This is a genomic window from Geobacillus sp. YF-1, assembly GCF_052692335.1.
On the sequence record NZ_CP199850.1, the window covers coordinates 3,348,177 to 3,366,250 of the forward strand.

Below are 18,074 nucleotides of genomic sequence, written 5' to 3' on the forward strand. Positions count from 1 at the left end.
GGAAAAAGGAAGAAAAGCCGCACCTAAGCGGATGGGGAAAAATGGTTGTTTCTTTTGAGCAATGGGGGATCGTTTGAAAGGTGATCCTGATGCGACGAGGCTTTTCTATTTGAAAAACGGGCTTGATAAGCGGCTGGCTCCCTTAAATCACCGACCTCTAAAAGGTTGGTGATTTAAGGAAAAATACTGCTGAGTTCCACCCATTTCTCAATGAGAGAAACCTCACAGAATCAGCTTTCTTTTTGGAATGAGAATGCCCCCAATTGGTGTGACAGCGGTTTTTCACCGGCCTTCTAAGAGGCTGGGGAAAAACCGCTCATTCCCTTCAGCAACGGGAGAATGAGTGAAAAACAGAACCGGTGCAACAAAGTTTTTCGACTGGAGAAATGAAATGGTAAAGCTGTATCCACGATGCAATCACCAGCTTCCTCAGTCAACGGGCATCGTGCTAAAAAAAGAAAGGGAGCTGAACCCAAAAAGGCTGTTCGGTGGCTTTTTGGGACAGCTCCGTTTTCGTCATTGTTTCAGCGACGCTCTGACAAACTCGCGGAACAGCGGCTGCGGCCGCGTCGGGCGCGAGGTGAACTCCGGGTGAAACTGCGCAGCGACGAACCAAGGATGGTCTTTCAGCTCGATCACCTCGACCAACCGGCCGTCCGGGCTCGTGCCGGAGAAAACAAACCCGTGCTCTTCCATGATCGAACGGTATTGATTATTGAACTCATACCGATGGCGATGGCGCTCGTAAATGACTTCGTCACCGTAAGCCGCATAAGCAAGCGTACCTTCCTGCAGCTTGCATGGATACAAGCCGAGCCGGAGCGTGCCGCCCATGTCCTCGACATCTTTTTGTTCCGGAAGCAAGTCGATGATCGGATGCGGCGTGTTGGCATCAAATTCGGAGGAATGAGCGCCGGAGAGGCCGACGACATTCCGGGCAAATTCGATCGACGCGAGCTGCATTCCTAAGCAAATGCCGAAAAACGGCACGCGCTGCTCGCGGGCGTAGCGAATCGCCTCCATTTTCCCTTCAACCCCGCGATCGCCAAACCCACCCGGAACTAAAATGCCGTCCGCTTCTTTCAACAGATCGGCCACATTGTCCCGCGTCACATGCTCGGCATTGATCCACTGAATATCGATGTCGGTGTCAAACGCATACCCCGCATGACGGAGCGCCTCAACAACCGAAATATAGGCGTCCGGAAGCTCGACGTATTTGCCGACGAGAGCGATTTTCGTCGTTTTTGACAGGTTGCGCACTCTTTCCACGAGCGCTTTCCATTCGGTCATGTCCGCTTCACGGCAGTTGAGGCGCAAATGTTCGCACACGATTTGGTCGAGCTTTTGCTCCTGCAGCATGAGCGGCACCGCATACAGCGTGTCGGCATCGCGCGCTTCAATGACCGCTTTTGGATCGATGTCGCAAAAGAGGGCGATTTTGTCTTTCATTTCTTGCGGCATCGGCATTTCCGTGCGCACGACGATGACGTTCGGCTGGATGCCGAGGCTGCGCAATTCTTTGACGCTATGCTGCGTCGGCTTCGTTTTCATTTCCCCAGCCGCCTTGATGTACGGCACGAGCGTGCAGTGGATGTACATGACGTTTTCGCGGCCGACGTCGCTTTTGATCTGGCGAATCGCCTCTAAAAACGGGAGCGATTCGATGTCGCCGACCGTGCCGCCGATTTCCGTAATGACGACATCCGCGTTCGTTTCTCGTCCGGCACGGAAAACGCGTTCTTTGATCTCGTTGGTAATGTGCGGAATGACTTGCACCGTGCCGCCCAAGTAGTCGCCGCGCCGCTCTTTGCGGATGACGGCGGAATAAATTTTCCCGGTCGTGACGTTGCTATATTTGTTCAAATTAATATCGATAAACCGTTCATAATGCCCTAAATCCAAGTCTGTCTCCGCACCGTCGTCAGTGACGAACACCTCACCGTGCTGGTACGGGCTCATCGTCCCTGGGTCGACGTTGATGTACGGGTCAAACTTTTGGATCGTCACGTTCAGGCCGCGGTTTTTCAACAGCCGCCCGAGCGATGCCGCCGTGATCCCTTTTCCGAGCGAAGAAACGACGCCGCCGGTCACAAAAATGTACTTCGTCATTTTGTCTTCCCCCTTGCCGAAATTACCATGACAGTTTCAGTGTTTGCGAAAGCTGCAAATAAAAAACGCTCCGCTTACATCCGTAAGGGAGCGATCCATCCGTGCGTTTTCAAGAGCCCAACACACATTGTACCGGCTTCGTCCGGCAAAGTCAAGCGGTTATTCGTCTTCTTCTGTCTCTTCGAGATCGAGCTCTTCATCGAGCGGCTCATCGTCGAGCTCAAACTCTTCGTCGCCGAGAATGTCATCGTCAAACCCGACATCTTCATCAAGGTCAAACTCTTCATCCTCGAGCAGCTCATCCTCATCGAGCTCCAGCTCTTCGTCCTCGTATTCATCCAAATCGTCGTAATCGAGAACTTCTTCGTCAAGCAACCCATCGTAGTCATCGTATTCATCATCAAGCGCTTTTTTCTTCTTCTTCGGCTTGACGATCGTCACCGTCTCGTCTTCCGTCTGATCGAACGGATACCATGCGCGCAGCCCCCAAGCGTTCTCCCCGACGCAAATAAACCGTCCGTCGATATTTAAATCCGTATAATATTGGGCAAGCCGCTCCGCCATTTCTTCCTCTGACCGGCCGGCCAACGCCGCCACCTCACGGACGAGCTGATCGAATGGCAGCGCCTCCCGCTTGTCAAGCAAAATGAGGTTCGCCAATTCGACGAACGACATTTCCTGCAATTCCTCTGGCGAGTATTGCTGCTGCAGGCTCAAATTCAGCACTCCCCTTCTATATAATAAAACCAATGAATGCAAGTGTGGAATACATACCATTCATTATAAACAAATTGTCGGGGTTTATGCTACCCATTTGCCGAAAAAAGCGAAAGAGGGCCCCCGTGTGGCGAGGGCGGCCCTCCTTCCGACATATTCGTTGCGTCCGCGTCTGTTTGGTCACACCGCTTCGCTTTTTCCTTACGAATCTCATTCGTCTTGGCCCCATCCGCGTTCTGCCCGTTTCGCTCCCGGCCGGTACGCCAACAGCTGCTGCCGATCGTTCTACCGACCTGCTAACGTGCAACAGGTCGTGATCCATTGTGATCGAGGCCGCCCGCTGAAAGCCGAACACGGTGAAACGCGCCGGAATTACATATTCCGTCGATATTGTCCGCCGACTTCGTACAAGGCGCGGGTGATTTGTCCAAGGCTGGCGACTTTCACCGTTTCCATCAATTCCTCGAAAATGTTGCCGCCGCTCACGGCCACTTGTTTTAAGCGCTCGAGCGCCGGGCCGGCTTTGTCTTTGTTCCGCTCTTGGAATTCGCGCAAGTTGCGGATTTGCGTCTCTTTTTCTTCATACGTCGCCCGGGCGAGCTGGATGTTGTTCAGCTCCTCTTCCGACGGCGGGTTCGGGTTCAAGAACGTGTTGACGCCGATGATCGGCAGTTCGCCGCTATGTTTCTTCGTTTCATAGTAAAGGGATTCGTCTTGGATTTTGCCGCGCTGATACTGCATTTCCATCGCTCCGAGCACGCCGCCGCGGTCGTTGAGCCGTTCAAACTCTTGCAACACCGCCTCTTCGACCAAGTCGGTGAGCTCCTCAATAATGAACGAGCCTTGCAGCGGGTTTTCGTTTTTCGCCAAGCCGAACTCTTTCGTGATAATGAGTTGGATCGCCATCGCCCGACGGACCGACTCTTCGGTCGGTGTGGTGATCGCTTCATCATAGGCGTTCGTATGCAGCGAGTTGCAGTTGTCATAAATCGCCAACAGCGCCTGCAAGGTCGTGCGAATGTCGTTGAAGTCAATCTCCTGCGCGTGCAGCGAACGGCCGGACGTTTGGATATGGTATTTCAATTTTTGGCTCCGTTCATTCGCCCCGTATTTGTCACGCATCACAACCGCCCAAATGCGGCGCGCCACGCGGCCGATGACCGAGTATTCCGGATCAAGGCCGTTGCTGAAGAAAAATGACAAGTTCGGCGCGAAATCGTCAATGTGCATGCCACGGCTCAAGTAATACTCGACGTACGTAAAGCCGTTGGCAAGCGTAAACGCCAGCTGCGTGATCGGGTTCGCCCCCGCCTCGGCGATATGGTAGCCGGAAATCGACACCGAGTAATAGTTGCGGACGCGGTGCTGAATGAAATATTCTTGAATGTCGCCCATCATCTTCAAGGCAAAGTCGGTGGAAAAAATGCACGTGTTTTGCCCTTGGTCTTCCTTCAAAATATCGGCTTGCACCGTGCCGCGCACCGTTTGCAGCGTCCATTCCTTCACTTGTTCGTACTCTTCCGGCGTAAGCGGGCGACCGAGCTCGGCTTCTTTTTTCTCGACTTGCTGGTCGATCGCCGTATTCATAAACATCGCCAGCAAAATCGGAGCCGGACCGTTGATCGTCATCGACACCGAGGTAAGCGGGTCGCACAAATCAAACCCTTTGTACAGCTTTTTCATATCATCAAGCGTACAGACGCTGACACCGCTTTCTCCGATTTTGCCAAAAATGTCCGGCCGGTAGTCCGGGTCTTCGCCGTAGAGCGTCACCGAGTCAAACGCCGTGCTGAGCCGCTTCGCCTTGTCTTCTTTGCACAAGTAATGGAAGCGGCGGTTCGTGCGCTCCGGCGTCCCTTCGCCGGCAAATTGCCGTTTCGGATCTTCACCCTGGCGCTTGAACGGGAAGACGCCGGCCGTGTACGGAAACGAACCCGGGACGTTTTCTTTATACACCCAGCGCAAAATCTCCCCGTAGTCTTTGAATTTCGGCAAGACGACTTTCGGAATGTCCAAGCCGGACAACGTTTTCGTCGTCAGTTCGGTGACAATTTCTTTGTCGCGCACTTTCGTGACAAATTGTTTGGCCGCATATTTCGCTTTCGTTTCTTCCCACGTCGCCAAAATGCGCTTCGATTCCGGCGTCAACTTGGCCTCATAATCGGCTTTCAGCGTCTCGAGCGCGCGGATGACGTCTTCCGCTTCGCCCCGTTCTTTCGCCGCTTCGATGGCCCCTTCCACTTGGAACAGGCGCCGAGCCACTTCGACTTGCTGTTCGGCGCGGCGGTGGTACGAGCGGACCGTCTCCGCGATTTCACGCAAATAGTAGCGGCGTTCGTTCGGAATGATGACATTATGTTTTTCGACGTTGGCGACCGTTTTCAAGCTGGTCTTCCAGTTCATCCCTGTTTTCCGGTTGATCGTGTCAACGAGCGCGACAAAGAGCGTATTCGTGCCGGGATCGTTAAACTGGCTGGCGATCGTGCCGTACACCGGCATTTCCGAAACGTCGCGGTCAAACAGCTGATGACTGCGCTGATATTGTTTTTGTACTTGCCGCTTTGCATCTTCCGACCCTTTGCGCTCAAACTTGTTAACGACGATCAAATCCGCATAATCGATCATGTCGATTTTCTCCAACTGCGTCGGGGCGCCGAACTCGCTCGTCATGACGTACATCGACACGTCGCACACGTCGGTAATGGCGGCGTCGCCTTGGCCGATCCCGCTCGTTTCAATGATGACAAGATCAAATCCGGCCGCTTTGACGACGGAAATCGCATCGCGAATCGCCGGCGACAGTTCCGTGCGGGAACGGCGCGTCGCCAAGCTTCTCATGTACACGCGCGGCGAGTTGATCGCATTCATCCGGATGCGGTCGCCCAACAGCGCCCCACCCGTTTTTTGCTTCGTCGGGTCGACGGATAAGATCGCGATTTTGATAGCGGGAATTTCGTTTAAAAAGCGGCGGACGAGCTCATCGGTGAGCGAGCTTTTCCCCGCCCCGCCCGTGCCGGTAATGCCGAGCACGGGGACGCGCTTTTCCATGGCTTTGACTTGCGCTAAGGCCGCTTCCGCCGCCGCAGCCGCTTCGCTGTGATCCGCCTCAGCGCGATATTCGCACAGCGTAATCAGCCGGGCGACCGCCTGCACATCGCCGGACGGGAGCCGCTCGAGTTCATCGGTCACCGTCGTCACAGTCGGAAAATCGCACTCCTCAAGCATGACGTTGATCATCCCTTGCAAGCCGAGGCGCCGGCCATCTTCCGGCGAAAAAATGCGGGCGATGCCATATTCGTGCAGCTCTTTGATTTCACGCGGGATGATGACACCGCCCCCGCCTCCGTAAATGCGGATGTGAGACGCCCCCCGCTCTTGGAGCAGGTCGTACATGTATTTAAAAAATTCCATATGTCCGCCTTGATACGAGGAGACGGCAATCCCTTGGACATCTTCCTGAATGGCGGCATTGACGATTTCCTCCACCGAGCGGTTATGGCCCAAATGAATGACCTCGGCGCCGCTCGCCTGCAAAATGCGGCGCATAATGTTGATCGCAGCATCATGGCCATCGAACAAGCTCGAGGCCGTCACAAAACGGACGTGATGTTTCGGACGGTAAATGTGCGCCATCGTCTCTCCCCCTTTGTTATACCCGCTGTTTCTCCATAATCCCCTTCAGCAAAAACTCCGTCTGCCATTCAATATATTCATCGAGCGTATACATTTTTCGCAGCGCCCAGCGACGGAACGCCCACATTTGCCCAAGCACGATGATATTGTGGGCAAAAAGGCGAACCTCGCTTTCGGAAAGCGCCAACGCCCCGCTTTCCACACATGTGCGCAAAATCCGCTCGAAAATGGCCGTCATCTCCAGCTCTTTATTAAGCACATACGGGAGCGACTCTTTGCTTAGCGCTTTCACTTCTTGATACATAACCAACACTTCATCGTCAAGCTCATCGACAACCCGAAAATAATGAGCGATGGCCCGCCGGAGCCCTTCAATCGTGCCATGATGGGCGCCGATATCTTGCTCCGTCCGCTCCCGCACCTCATCGTAAATGCGGTCGCACACCAAGTAGAGGACGTCTTCTTTTTTGCGGATGTACTCATAGAGCGTGCCGATGCTGAACCCCGATGCCTTGGCAATCTCTCTCGTTGTCGTTTGGTGAAACCCTTTTTGTTTAATCAAGGAAATGGCACCCTTGATCATTTCGTTGCGCCGCTTTTTGACAAGCTTTTCATCTTTGACCGATGCGATCACTTCCCGTTTTTTCATTCGCGACTCCTCTCCCCCGTTCTCTGTTGACCTACCTACTCAGATCGTCTTGGTTCGGTTACCTGCGCGACTCCTCTTGCCCCGTTCTTGTTGACGAGGGTGTCCCAAATGGACCGGGACGCCCTCTTTCATCGCTATATATACGTACTGACTGCTTCTGCCGCACTATATGTTGTACCCATCTTGAAGGAAGGCGACCTTTTGGGTCAGCCCCTAAAGTCGGCCGCCGCGCGGCGTTTAACCGCGCGTCAACATGCGCGAAATGACAAGGCGCTGGATTTCTTGCGTTCCTTCGTAAATTTGCGTAATTTTCGCGTCGCGCATAAACCGCTCAACCGGATAGTCTTTCGTATAGCCGTTGCCGCCGAAAATTTGCACTGCTTCGACCGTCACTTTCATCGCTGTGTCGCCGGCAAACAGTTTCGCCATCGCCGATGCTTTGCCGTACGGCAAACCGTTTGACTCGAGCCATGCCGCTTGGTATGTCAAAAGCCGTGCGGCTTCAATGGCGGTGGCCATGTCGGCGAGCTTAAAGGCGACACCTTGCTGCTCAGCGATCGGTTTGCCGAACTGGACGCGCTGTTTGGCGTAATCAATCGCCGCATCCAATGCACCTTGAGCGATGCCGACCGCTTGGGCGGCGATGCCGTTGCGGCCGCCGTCTAACGTCATCATGGCGATTTTAAACCCTTCTCCCTCTTGGCCAAGCAAGTTTTCTTTCGGAATGCGGCAGTCTTCAAAAATGAGTTCCGTCGTCGGCGATGAACGGATGCCGAGTTTCTTTTCTTTTTTGCCAAAGGAAAAGCCTGGCGTTCCCTTTTCGACAATAAAGGCGCTGATCCCTTTATGCCGCTTTTCCGGATCGGTGACGGCAAAGACGACGTAAATTTCCGCCTCGCCCCCGTTCGTGATCCACACTTTCGACCCGTTTATCACGTAATGGTCGCCGTCTTTGATGGCGCGCGTTTTCATCGAGGCGACATCCGATCCCGCCCCCGGCTCGGACAGGGCGTATGCCCCGAGTTTTTCTCCGGTCGCCAAAGCGCGCAAATACTTCTGCTTTTGTTCTTCGTTGCCGAACTTGTAAATCGGCCAGCTGGCGAGCGAAATATGAGCGGAAAGCGTCACCCCGGTCGAGGCGCAGACGCGCGACAACTCCTCAACCGCGATGACATACGCCAAATAATCGCTGCCGATACCGCCGTATTCTTCCGGCCACGGAATGCCTGTTAAACCGAGTTCAGCCATTTTGTTGAAAATACCGCGGTCAAACCGCTCCTCTTCGTCACGCTCAGCGGCGGTTGGCGCCACTTCGTTTTCGGCAAATTCGCGCACCATTTTTCGCAGCATTTCATGTTCTTCGCTCAATTGAAAGTTCATCGTTTCATTCCCCCGTTTCTGAATCTATGCCAGATCCTCGTCCCCCGGCGGTCGTTATGGCTTGGTCAGGTGTTTGCTGATGACAATGCGCTGGATTTCGCTCGTTCCTTCGTAAATTTGTGTAATTTTCGCATCGCGGAACAGCCGCTCGACCGGGTAGTCTTTCGTATAGCCGTTGCCGCCGAAAATTTGCACCGCTTCAATGGCGTTGTCCATCGCCGTTTGTGAAGCGAAAAGCTTCGCCATCGCCGCCTCTTTTCCGCACGGCAAGCCTTGGGCGCGCAGCCAAGCGGCGCGGTAGACGAGCCATTTCGCCGCTTCCGCCGCCGTCGCCATATCGGCAAGCTTAAAGGCAATGCCTTGCTGCTCGGCGATCGGTTTGCCGAATTGGATTCGTCCTTTTGCGTACTCCGCCGCATGTTCGACCGCGGCTTCTGCGATGCCGAGCGCTTGGGCGGCGATGCCGATCCGGCCGGCATCAAGGTTGGCCATCGCGATTGTAAATCCTTCCCCTTCTTGGCCGAGCAAGTTTTCCGCCGGCACTTCAGCGTCTTCAAACGTGATGGTTACCGTCCGCGAGCCGTGCAGCCCCATTTTCTTTTCATCTTTGCCGATCGCCATCCCCGGCGTTCCTTTTTCAACGATAAACGCGGAAATGCCGCGGCTGCCGCTTTCCTCCGGATTCGTGCGGGCGAACACGATGTATGTGTCCGCCTCCCCCCCATTGGTGATAAATATTTTTGAACCGTTCAGGATATAATGAGCGCCGCGGCGCACCGCTCTCGTTTTTACGCTTTTCGCATCCGAGCCGGCGCTCGGTTCGGTGAGACAAAACGCCCCTAAATAGTCGCCGCGAGCCAGTTTCGTCACGTATTTTCGTTTCTGGTCTTCCGTGCCGAAATACAAAATCGGGTTTGTGCCGACTGACGTGTGCACCGATAAAATGACACCGACCGTCGGGCTCACTTTGGAAATTTCATGAATGGCGATGATGTACGAAATAAAATCCATGCCCGCGCCGCCGTACTGCTCCGGGACAGTGATCCCCATCAGGCCAAGCTCGGCCATTTTCGTTAAAATCGGGCGCGGAAACTCCCCTTGTTCCATGCGCTCGACAAACGGGGCGATCTCCGCCGCGGCGAACTCGCGCACCATTTGCCGCATCATTTCTTGTTCTTCCGTCAACCGAAATTGCACGGGACATCCCCCTTTGTCATGTTGCTCGTCACCGTTGCCCCGAGCTGCTTACTCGTACGTGTAAAATCCGCGGCCCGTTTTGCGGCCCAGCCAACCCGCCTTGACGTATTTGCGCAACAGCGGGCACGGGCGGTACTTGTCATCGCCGAACCCTTCATGCAGCGTTTCCATAATGTATAAGCACGTATCCAATCCGATAAAGTCAGCGAGCGTGAGCGGCCCCATCGGATGGTTCATGCCCAGTTTCATCACTTCATCGATCGCCTCTTTGGTCGCCACCCCTTCGTACAAGGCGTAAATCGCTTCGTTGATCATCGGCATGAGGACGCGGTTGGAAATAAAGCCGGGGAAGTCGTTCACTTCGACCGGCACTTTGCCGAGCGTCCGGGTGACCGCTTCAATCGTCTCATACACGTCATCGGCCGTCGCCAAGCCGCGGATAATTTCGACGAGCTTCATCACCGGCACCGGGTTCATAAAGTGCATGCCGATCACTTTCTCCGGCCGCTTCGTCGCGGCGGCGATTTCCGTAATCGGCAGCGACGACGTGTTCGACGCCAAAATCGTTTCCGGGCGGGCGATTTCATCGAGTTCGGCAAACAGCTTCGTTTTCACGTCCATGTTTTCAACGACTGCTTCAATGACGAGATCCGCCTTCTCAGCGTCATGCAGATCCGTCGAGCGGACAAGCCGCGAAAGCGCTGCGTCCTTGTCCTCGGCGGCCATTTTCCCTTTTTCCACTTGACGGGCAAGGAGTTTTTGAATATTGGCCATTCCTTTATCCAATTGAGCGCTGCTAATATCATAGAGCAGCACCTCATAACCGGCGACGGCGCACACTTGGGCGATGCCCGAGCCCATCTGTCCGGCGCCGACGACCATGATCGTTTTGACGTCCATGTTCCTATCCCCCTGTCTATGTGTATTTCGTGAAAATGCCGAACTGACGCGAGACTTTCATCCTCGGGTGGAGGAGAAAACGTTGCCCATGGAACGTTTCTTTGAAAACCCCGTCACCAAGCTGTCATTTTCATCCCCGGTTGGAGGGAAGATCATGTGCTGTCCACGGAACGTTTCCGAAAAATGAACGCGCATCACATCCACCAGCTTCGCGTCGCCAATGAGGCGGGGCCGGCAGCGAGAAGCATCGCGCCGGCACACCGATTCCTTCCCGCAGCGGCTCGACGGGGTGCACGGCTCCATCTTGCGCCGTGACGTTGTTCTGGAGACCGCTCCGGTTCATGGACGCGCGGCCGGCACCATGCCGCGTTCTCCGCCGTTTTGGCGCCATCGCCGAAGGGCGGGGCGGCGACACGTTCCGTTTCGCGCCACGTCACCAAGGGACAGGATCGCAACAAGTCACTTCCTGCATCTTGGCGACAGCCGGCGACACGCGTCTTGGCGGCGGGCTGTCGTGCGAGGACAGGCAGCGACAGCCATGCCCCCGCAAGGCTACAGGTAAGACGCGCCCTTGACTCCTCTTATACCTCAACCAAGATGGCATCGCCTTGGCCGCCGCCGCTGCAGATGGCCGCAATGCCGAGGCCGCCGCCGCGGCGTTTCAGCTCATGAATGAGCGTGAGGATGATGCGCGCACCGCTCGCGCCGATCGGATGGCCAAGGGCAACCGCGCCGCCGTTGACGTTCACCTTTTCCGGGTCAAGACCGGCGATTTGAATGGCCGCCAATGCGACAGCGGCAAACGCTTCGTTCACTTCAAACAAGGCGATGTCATCGACCGTTTTTCCTGTTTTGCGGAGCAACTCGTTGATTACAAGCCCCGGCGTCTTCGGGAAATCTTTCGCTTCAACGGCAATGGCGGTGTGGGCGACGACCGTCGCCAGCGGCTCGAGCCCCTCGCGGGCAGCGCGCTCTTCGCTCATCAACACGAGCGCGGCGGCGCCGTCGTTGACGCCCGGGGCGTTGCCGGCGGTGATAGTTCCTTGTGGGTCAAACACCGGCGGCAGTTTCGCCAATGCTTCTAGCGATGTATCCTTGCGCGGCGCCTCGTCGCGTTCGACGACAAGCGGCTCCCCTTTGCGCTGCGGAATCGTCACCGGAACGATTTCTTCCCCAAGCCGACCGGCTTCGATGGCAGCAATGGCGCGCCTATGGCTGCGGTACGCCCACTCGTCTTGCGCCTCTCTGGTGATGCCGAGCTCACGCGCCGTATTCCCGCCGTAGACGCCCATATGGACGCCGGTGAAGCTACATGTGAGGCCATCGTATACCATCAAATCTTTGACCGTGCTGTCGCCCATCCGCAGCCCCCAGCGCGCTTTCGGCAACACGTACGGCGCGTTGCTCATCGACTCCATCCCGCCGGCGACGACAACATCGGCATCGCCTAAGCGGATGAGCTGATCGGCGAGCGTGACGGCGCGCATGCCGGACGCGCACACTTTGTTCACCGTCTCGGTGCGCACGTGCCACGGGATGCCGGCATGGCGCATCGCTTGACGCGACGGGAGCTGGCCTTGTCCGCCTTGCAGGACCGTGCCCAAAATGACGTGATCCACTTGTTCTGCGCTCACGTTGGCGCGGGCGAGCGCCTCTTTCACAGCAATGCCGCCCAACTCCGGGGCTGACAGCGCCTGAAGCGCGCCGCCCAACTTTCCAAACGGGGTGCGCACCCCGCTAACAATCACGGTTCTTCCCATCGTTCCTCTCCCCCTTTGATCAAGTAAGAAAGCGATTACAAAAATGCAGACTGAACGCTCGCTCGATAGCGGTGCAAAAGAGAAGGTGCGCCACCGACACCTCCTCTTTCATTATACTTACTATTTTAAAAAATAGAAATTGTCTTGGCAACTATTTTTATGACGCGACTTCTTCTTTTTCCTCGCCGAACACCGATTTCGCCAACAGTTCCGCGACATCGTACGTAAAGACGCGGTCTTCCACCTCTTTCGCCTTCGTGCCGTCCGACAGCATCGTCAAGCAGTACGGACAGCCGGAGCTGATGACGGTCGGGTTGACAGCGAGCGCTTGCTCCGTGCGGGCGACGTTGATCCGGTTGCCGGTCGTCTCCTCCATCCACATGAGGCCGCCGCCGGCGCCGCAGCACATGCCGCGCTCGCGGTTGCGCTCCATCTCAACAAGCTCGACGCCCGGGATGGCGCGCAAAATTTTCCGCGGTGCGTCATAGACGTCATTGTAGCGCCCTAAGTAGCACGAGTCATGGAACGTAATGCGTTCATTCACCGGATATTTCGGCACAAGGCGGCCTTCTTCGATGAGCTTGGCGAGCAGTTCGGTATGGTGGTACACTTCCGCCTCAAGCCCGAAATCCGGGTATTCGTTTTTGAACGTATTGTAGGCGTGCGGGTCGATCGTCACGATTTTCTTGACGCCCGCTTTTTCAAACTCGGCGATGTTGTTCGTCGCCAGCTCTTGGAACAAAAATTCATTCCCTAACCGGCGCGGCGTATCGCCCGAGTTTTTCTCCTTGTTGCCTAAAATCGCAAACTTGACGCCCGCTTCGTTCAGCAGTTTGGCAAAAGCGAGGGCGATTTTTTGGCTCCGGCTGTCATACGACCCCATCGAGCCGACCCAGAACAAGTATTCGATTTCCTCTCCCGCTTTCGCCGCTTCTTTGACGGTCGGCACATGCACATCATCGCGCAGCTCGCGCCAGTTTTCCCGCTCTTTTCGGTTCAAGCCCCACGGATTGCCTTGACGCTCGATGTTCGTCATCGCCCGCTGCGCATCCGGATTCATCCGCCCTTCCGTCAAGACAAGGTAGCGGCGCAAATCGATGATTTTGTCGACGTGTTCGTTCATGACCGGGCATTGGTCTTCACAGTTGCGGCACGTCGTACAGGCCCAAATTTCTTCTTCGGTGATGACATCGCCGATCAAGCTCGGCATTTCGATCGTAGCGGCCTGCTCCGACGCAGCGGCGAACGCGAGCTGGTTGCCCCTTGTGTTTTTGAAAGCGAACGTCGGCACCCACGGCGCCCGCGACGTGACGACCGCTCCTTTTTCCGTCAAATGGTCGCGCAACTTCAAAATCAAATCCATCGGCGACAACATTTTCCCGGTGCCGGTCGCCGGACACATGCTCGTGCAGCGGCCGCACTCGACACAGGCGTACAAGTCGATCAACTGCTTTTGCGTAAAATCTTCAATTTTGCCGACACCAAACGATTCCTGGCTTTCGTCTTCAAAGTTGATCGGCGAAAGCTTCGGCCGTGTCAGCCGGCTGAAAAAGACGTTGATAGGCGCCGCGATCAAATGGGCGTGCTTTGATTGCGGGACGTACACGAGGAACGTCAGCAAAATCAACAAATGCACCCACCAAGCAACAAAGAACAGCACCGCGGCCCCCGTTTCGCCGACCCAGGAAAACGCGCCGGCAATGAGCGAGGCAACCGGCTCGCTCCATGTCGCCTCTTCGCCGTGCCAAATCATGCTCATCCCGTTGCCAAACAGCACGGACAGCATCAGTCCAGCGATGAAAATCAGGACGAGGCCGGCTTTAAAATCGCGCTTTAAGCGGACGAGCTTTTCAATGTAGCGGCGGTAAAAAGCAGCGAGCACGGCGATTAAAATGAGCAACGTGACGATTTCTTGGAAAAACGTAAACCCCGGATACAGCGGCCCGAGCGGCAAATGCGCTCCGGGCGCGAGCCCTTTGATGATGAAATCGATCGCGCCAAACTGAACGAGAATAAAGCCGTAGAAAAAGACAACGTGAATGAGCCCGCTTTTCTTGTCCTTGAGCAGCTTTTTCTGACCGAACACGTTGATCCAAATGTTGCGCAGCCGCTCGTTCACCTTTTGGTCAAACTCGACTTTTTTGCCAAGCTGAATGTACATCGCCCGCGTTTTGACGACATAGGCGAACAAATAGACGGCGTAAGCGGTTACAAACAAAAACGCGAGCCAGTTCACCAACGATAAAGCGTTCATCTTTTCTCCCCTTCCCCCCGCTTCCATTGTCTTTGCCATAACAAAGGAAATTTTCAGAATTTGCTTTACGTCTATTGTACATAATGAATGAGCATTCAGTCAATAGATTTTTTCGCGTTTTTCAAAGCCGACTTCCCTCGATGATTACCGGGCGGCGGGAGCCGAGGCCGCCTGGACGGGCGCTCGCGCCATTCCATCGTTCCCCTTTGCTATTTTGAGTTTTCCCGGGCACATTAATAAATACTGAAGTGACACAGGAGGAGACAACATGGCCGTCATTGCCGTCATCGCTAGTTTCATCGTTATTTTATTCGCTCTCATCTACCTCGATGACAAGCTCGGACAACTCGTCTTTCGGAACGGACGCAAAAGCGTCGTCTATCCGCAGCGACGAAGCGATCTTTCGCTGTTTGTCAACGGGAACCATTTATTTTCCGATTATTTTGCCGAGCTGGGCCGCGCCCGCGACCATATTCACATCTTGTTTTACATCATCAAAAACGACGAAATGACCGCGCCGTTTTTCCAACTTTTGAAGAAAAAAGCGGCTGAAGGGGTGAAAGTGCGGGTGCTGGTCGACTGGGTCGGTGGCCTTGGGCTTCCAAGGGCGCTCGTTCGTTCGCTTGCCAAAAGCGGAGTGGAGTTTGCCTACGCGCGCCCGCCGTGCTTTCCGTTTCTCATTTATCGCCTCAACCGCCGCAACCACCGCAAAATCACCGTCATCGACGGACGGGTCGGCTATATCGGCGGCTTTAACATCGGGCGCGAATATAGCGGGAAAGACGCCAACTTCGGCGAATGGCGCGACTATCACATCAAAATGAGCGGCGAAGGGGTTTGCGACTTGCAAAAGCAGTTTTTGCACGACTGGGAAGAAGCGACGGGCCGAACGGTCCCTGACAACAGCCGCTATTTCCCGGCGCTTCCTGCCGGCGCCGTTCACCACCAATTGATCGCCACCGATGGCTCGACGCTCGAAGAACAATACATCGAGGCCATCCGCCGCGCTAAAAAGGAAATTATGATCGGCAGCCCGTACTTCATTCCAAGCCGGTCGCTGTTTCACGAGCTGATGAAGGCGCTCGAGCGCGGGGTGCGCGTCACCGTGCTCGTACCGCTGAAAGCCGATCATTTGTTTGTCAGGGAGGCCGCCTATCCGTACTTTGCCCAGCTGCTTGAGGCCGGTGCGCACGTCTACCGTTTTTACCAAGGATTTTACCACGCCAAAACGCTTATCATTGACGATGAATGGTGCGACATCGGCACCGCCAATTTTGACCGCCGCAGCTTGTTTTTCAACAGCGAAATTAACTGCTACGTGTTTGATCGGGCGTTCACTCATCTCGTCAAACAGGCGTTCAAACGCGACTTGACGCGCTCCGAACCGCTGACGCTCGCCTTTTTGGAAAGGCGTTCGCTCCTTGACCGCGGCAAACAATCGATTTCCCAGCTGATCTCCGCCTGGCTGTAATCCGCTCAAAACGAATGCGCCCCATCCGGCCCGGCGTATAACGCCGTTGATGTCACGCCGAACGGGGCGATGGTCCGGTTAGGATCGCCAAAATATCGCCAGCCATTGAAACAGCCGCATGCCGAGATACACCCCGACGATGCCGGCGATGCCGGCCAACGCTGGGGGAGCCGGAATCGGCAGACGGAACAGCGTAAACAAAAACCCGACCACCATGCCAGTGACAAGCGATAATACGATTTCTTTCATAGGTTGCATCCTCCGCTGTCATTTTTCCTTAGAATGCCCAAACGAAAGAGGGGGTAGCCGCTCCCCCTCGATGATTACATCTGCTCGGGCGCTGAAACGCCGATCAGCGTCAACGCGTTTTGCAGCGTGATTTGCACCGCCTTGACAAGCGCGAGGCGGGCTTTCGTTTTTTCGATATGGTCTAGGTCAAGCACTTTCTCCGCATTGTAAAAGCTGTGAAGCGCCGATGCCAACTCAAACGCATAGGCGGTGACGCGGTGCGGCATCCGCTTGAGCGCCGCCTCGGCGACGACATCGGGGAAATCGCCGAGCACTTTGAGCAGCTCGACCTCTTTTTCCGTCCCGACAAGATGATGAAGAGCTACATCGCCATCGTAGGAAAGGTGTTGTTCCTCCGCTTGGCGAAGAATGCTGGAAACGCGGGCGTGCGCGTATTGGACGTAGTAAACCGGGTTTTCATTCGACTGTGACACGGCCAAATCCATGTCAAAATCCAAATGCGTATCGCCCGAGCGCATGGCAAAGAAATAGCGAACGGCATCGACACCGACCTCTTCCATCAGCTCGCGCATCGTCACCGCTTTGCCGGTGCGCTTGCTCATTTTGACGCGCTCGCCGTTTTGATATAGATTCACCATTTGAATGACTTCGACTTCGAGCGCCTCCGGGTCATAGCCGAGCGCGGCGATCGCCGCTTTCATGCGCGGAATGTAGCCGTGATGGTCCGCTCCCCAAATGTTGATGAGCTTTTGGAACCCGCGCCGCAGCTTGTCTTGATGGTAGGCGATGTCCGGGAGCAAGTACGTATACGTACCGTCCTGTTTAATCAACACGCGGTCTTTGTCATCCCCGAACGCCGTCGAACGGAACCATGTCGCTCCGTCCTGCTCGTAAATATAGCCGCGCTCACGCAGCGTAGCGAGCGCCTCGTCGATTTTGCCGCTTTCATAAAGCGATGTTTCCGAATACCAGACGTCAAACGGCACGCGGAAGTCGGCCAAGTCTTTCTTGATTTTCTCAAGCTCATAACGGAGCCCGTAGTCGCGGAAAAAGGCAAGCCGCTCGTCTTCCCCCACTTCGACAAACCGGTCGCCGTATTCAGCCGCAAGCTGTTTGCCGATTTCGACGATATCGTCGCCGTAATAGCCGTCCTCCGGCAGCGGCATATCGACACCGAGCGCCTGAAAATAACGGGCTTCGACCGATTTCGCCAAGTTGTAAATTTGCTTGCCGGCGTCATTGATGTAATATTCGCGCGTCACGTCGAACCCGGCTTTCGCTAAAATGTTGCAAAGCGAATCGCCGACCGCCGCGCCGCGGGCATGGCCTAAATGCAAATCGCCGGTCGGATTGGCGGAGACGAACTCGACTTGCACTTTTTCCCCGTTGCCGACGTTCGACTCGCCATACGCTTGCCCCGCCTGCAAAATCGCCGGCACGACCGCCGTCAAATAGCGGTTGTCCATATAAAAGTTGATAAAGCCCGGCCCTGCTACCTCGATGCGCTCAACCGACACCCGCTCGCGGTCAAGCTGCCCGACGATGGCTTCAGCGATCGCCCGCGGCGGCTTTTTCGCGATGCGGGCGAGCTGCATGGCGATGTTCGTTGAGTAGTCGCCATGCGCCTTGTCGCGCGGCACCTCCAAGAGCACGTCCGGCAGCTCTTCGGCAGCTGTCAGACCGGCTTTGACCGCCGCCTCGCGAATTTCCTCTTTCAGCTTTTCTTTCATCTGTCCGACAATGTTCATCGGC

General features: G+C 55.5%; 12 protein-coding genes. 1 reads left to right on the top strand and 11 read right to left on the bottom strand.

Going from position 1 to position 18,074, the window contains the following annotated elements; all coding sequences use genetic code 11:
• Nucleotides 1–516: 516 nt before the first annotated feature.
• From ACTVIM_RS16585 to ACTVIM_RS16625, 9 genes are all read right to left on the bottom strand, one after another.
• On the bottom strand, nucleotides 517–2,112 hold the full coding sequence (locus tag ACTVIM_RS16585; protein WP_445613251.1) for a CTP synthase: 1,596 nt from the start codon (nucleotides 2,110–2,112) through the stop codon (nucleotides 517–519).
• 159 nt (nucleotides 2,113–2,271) lie between these two features.
• Nucleotides 2,272–2,829 carry a DNA-directed RNA polymerase subunit delta gene (rpoE, locus tag ACTVIM_RS16590; protein WP_144976734.1) on the bottom strand — a complete coding sequence of 186 codons (558 nt, stop codon included), beginning with the start codon at nucleotides 2,827–2,829 and terminating at the stop codon, nucleotides 2,272–2,274.
• Between the two features lie 372 nt (nucleotides 2,830–3,201).
• Nucleotides 3,202–6,462 (bottom strand): fused isobutyryl-CoA mutase/GTPase IcmF, encoded by a 3,261-nt coding sequence (gene icmF / locus ACTVIM_RS16595; RefSeq protein ID WP_445613252.1) that lies wholly within the window; start codon nucleotides 6,460–6,462, stop codon nucleotides 3,202–3,204.
• A 16-nt stretch (nucleotides 6,463–6,478) separates the two neighbouring features.
• Entirely contained in the window at nucleotides 6,479–7,111 is a 633-nt protein-coding gene (locus ACTVIM_RS16600; protein ID WP_144976738.1) for a TetR/AcrR family transcriptional regulator, read from the bottom strand.
• A gap of 237 nt (nucleotides 7,112–7,348) precedes the next feature.
• Nucleotides 7,349–8,491: an acyl-CoA dehydrogenase gene (locus ACTVIM_RS16605; protein ID WP_445613253.1), complete on the bottom strand. Its 1,143-nt coding sequence runs from the start codon at nucleotides 8,489–8,491 to the stop codon at nucleotides 7,349–7,351.
• Nucleotides 8,492–8,545: 54 nt separating this feature from the next.
• Nucleotides 8,546–9,688 (bottom strand): acyl-CoA dehydrogenase, encoded by a 1,143-nt coding sequence (locus ACTVIM_RS16610; RefSeq protein WP_445613254.1) that lies wholly within the window; start codon nucleotides 9,686–9,688, stop codon nucleotides 8,546–8,548.
• 48 nt (nucleotides 9,689–9,736) lie between these two features.
• Nucleotides 9,737–10,588: a 3-hydroxybutyryl-CoA dehydrogenase gene (locus tag ACTVIM_RS16615; RefSeq protein WP_445613255.1), complete on the bottom strand. Its 852-nt coding sequence runs from the start codon at nucleotides 10,586–10,588 to the stop codon at nucleotides 9,737–9,739.
• A gap of 581 nt (nucleotides 10,589–11,169) precedes the next feature.
• Nucleotides 11,170–12,348, bottom strand: a complete 1,179-nt coding sequence (locus ACTVIM_RS16620; RefSeq protein ID WP_445613256.1) for an acetyl-CoA C-acetyltransferase — start codon at nucleotides 12,346–12,348, stop codon at nucleotides 11,170–11,172.
• A gap of 157 nt (nucleotides 12,349–12,505) precedes the next feature.
• Nucleotides 12,506–14,602, bottom strand: a complete 2,097-nt coding sequence (locus ACTVIM_RS16625; RefSeq protein WP_445613257.1) for a heterodisulfide reductase-related iron-sulfur binding cluster — start codon at nucleotides 14,600–14,602, stop codon at nucleotides 12,506–12,508.
• A gap of 268 nt (nucleotides 14,603–14,870) precedes the next feature.
• Here ACTVIM_RS16625 and cls point away from each other — a divergent pair, with 268 nt between their 5' ends.
• Nucleotides 14,871–16,073, top strand: coding sequence for a cardiolipin synthase (gene cls, locus ACTVIM_RS16630; RefSeq protein WP_445613258.1), 1,203 nt, complete (start codon nucleotides 14,871–14,873; stop codon nucleotides 16,071–16,073).
• A gap of 78 nt (nucleotides 16,074–16,151) precedes the next feature.
• On the opposite strand, the gene ACTVIM_RS16635 is transcribed toward cls, so the two are convergent.
• On the bottom strand, nucleotides 16,152–16,322 hold the full coding sequence (locus tag ACTVIM_RS16635; protein WP_033021884.1) for a XapX domain-containing protein: 171 nt from the start codon (nucleotides 16,320–16,322) through the stop codon (nucleotides 16,152–16,154).
• A gap of 74 nt (nucleotides 16,323–16,396) precedes the next feature.
• Nucleotides 16,397–18,070, bottom strand: coding sequence for an arginine--tRNA ligase (argS, locus tag ACTVIM_RS16640; protein ID WP_033021882.1), 1,674 nt, complete (start codon nucleotides 18,068–18,070; stop codon nucleotides 16,397–16,399).
• Nucleotides 18,071–18,074: the final 4 nt, after the last annotated feature.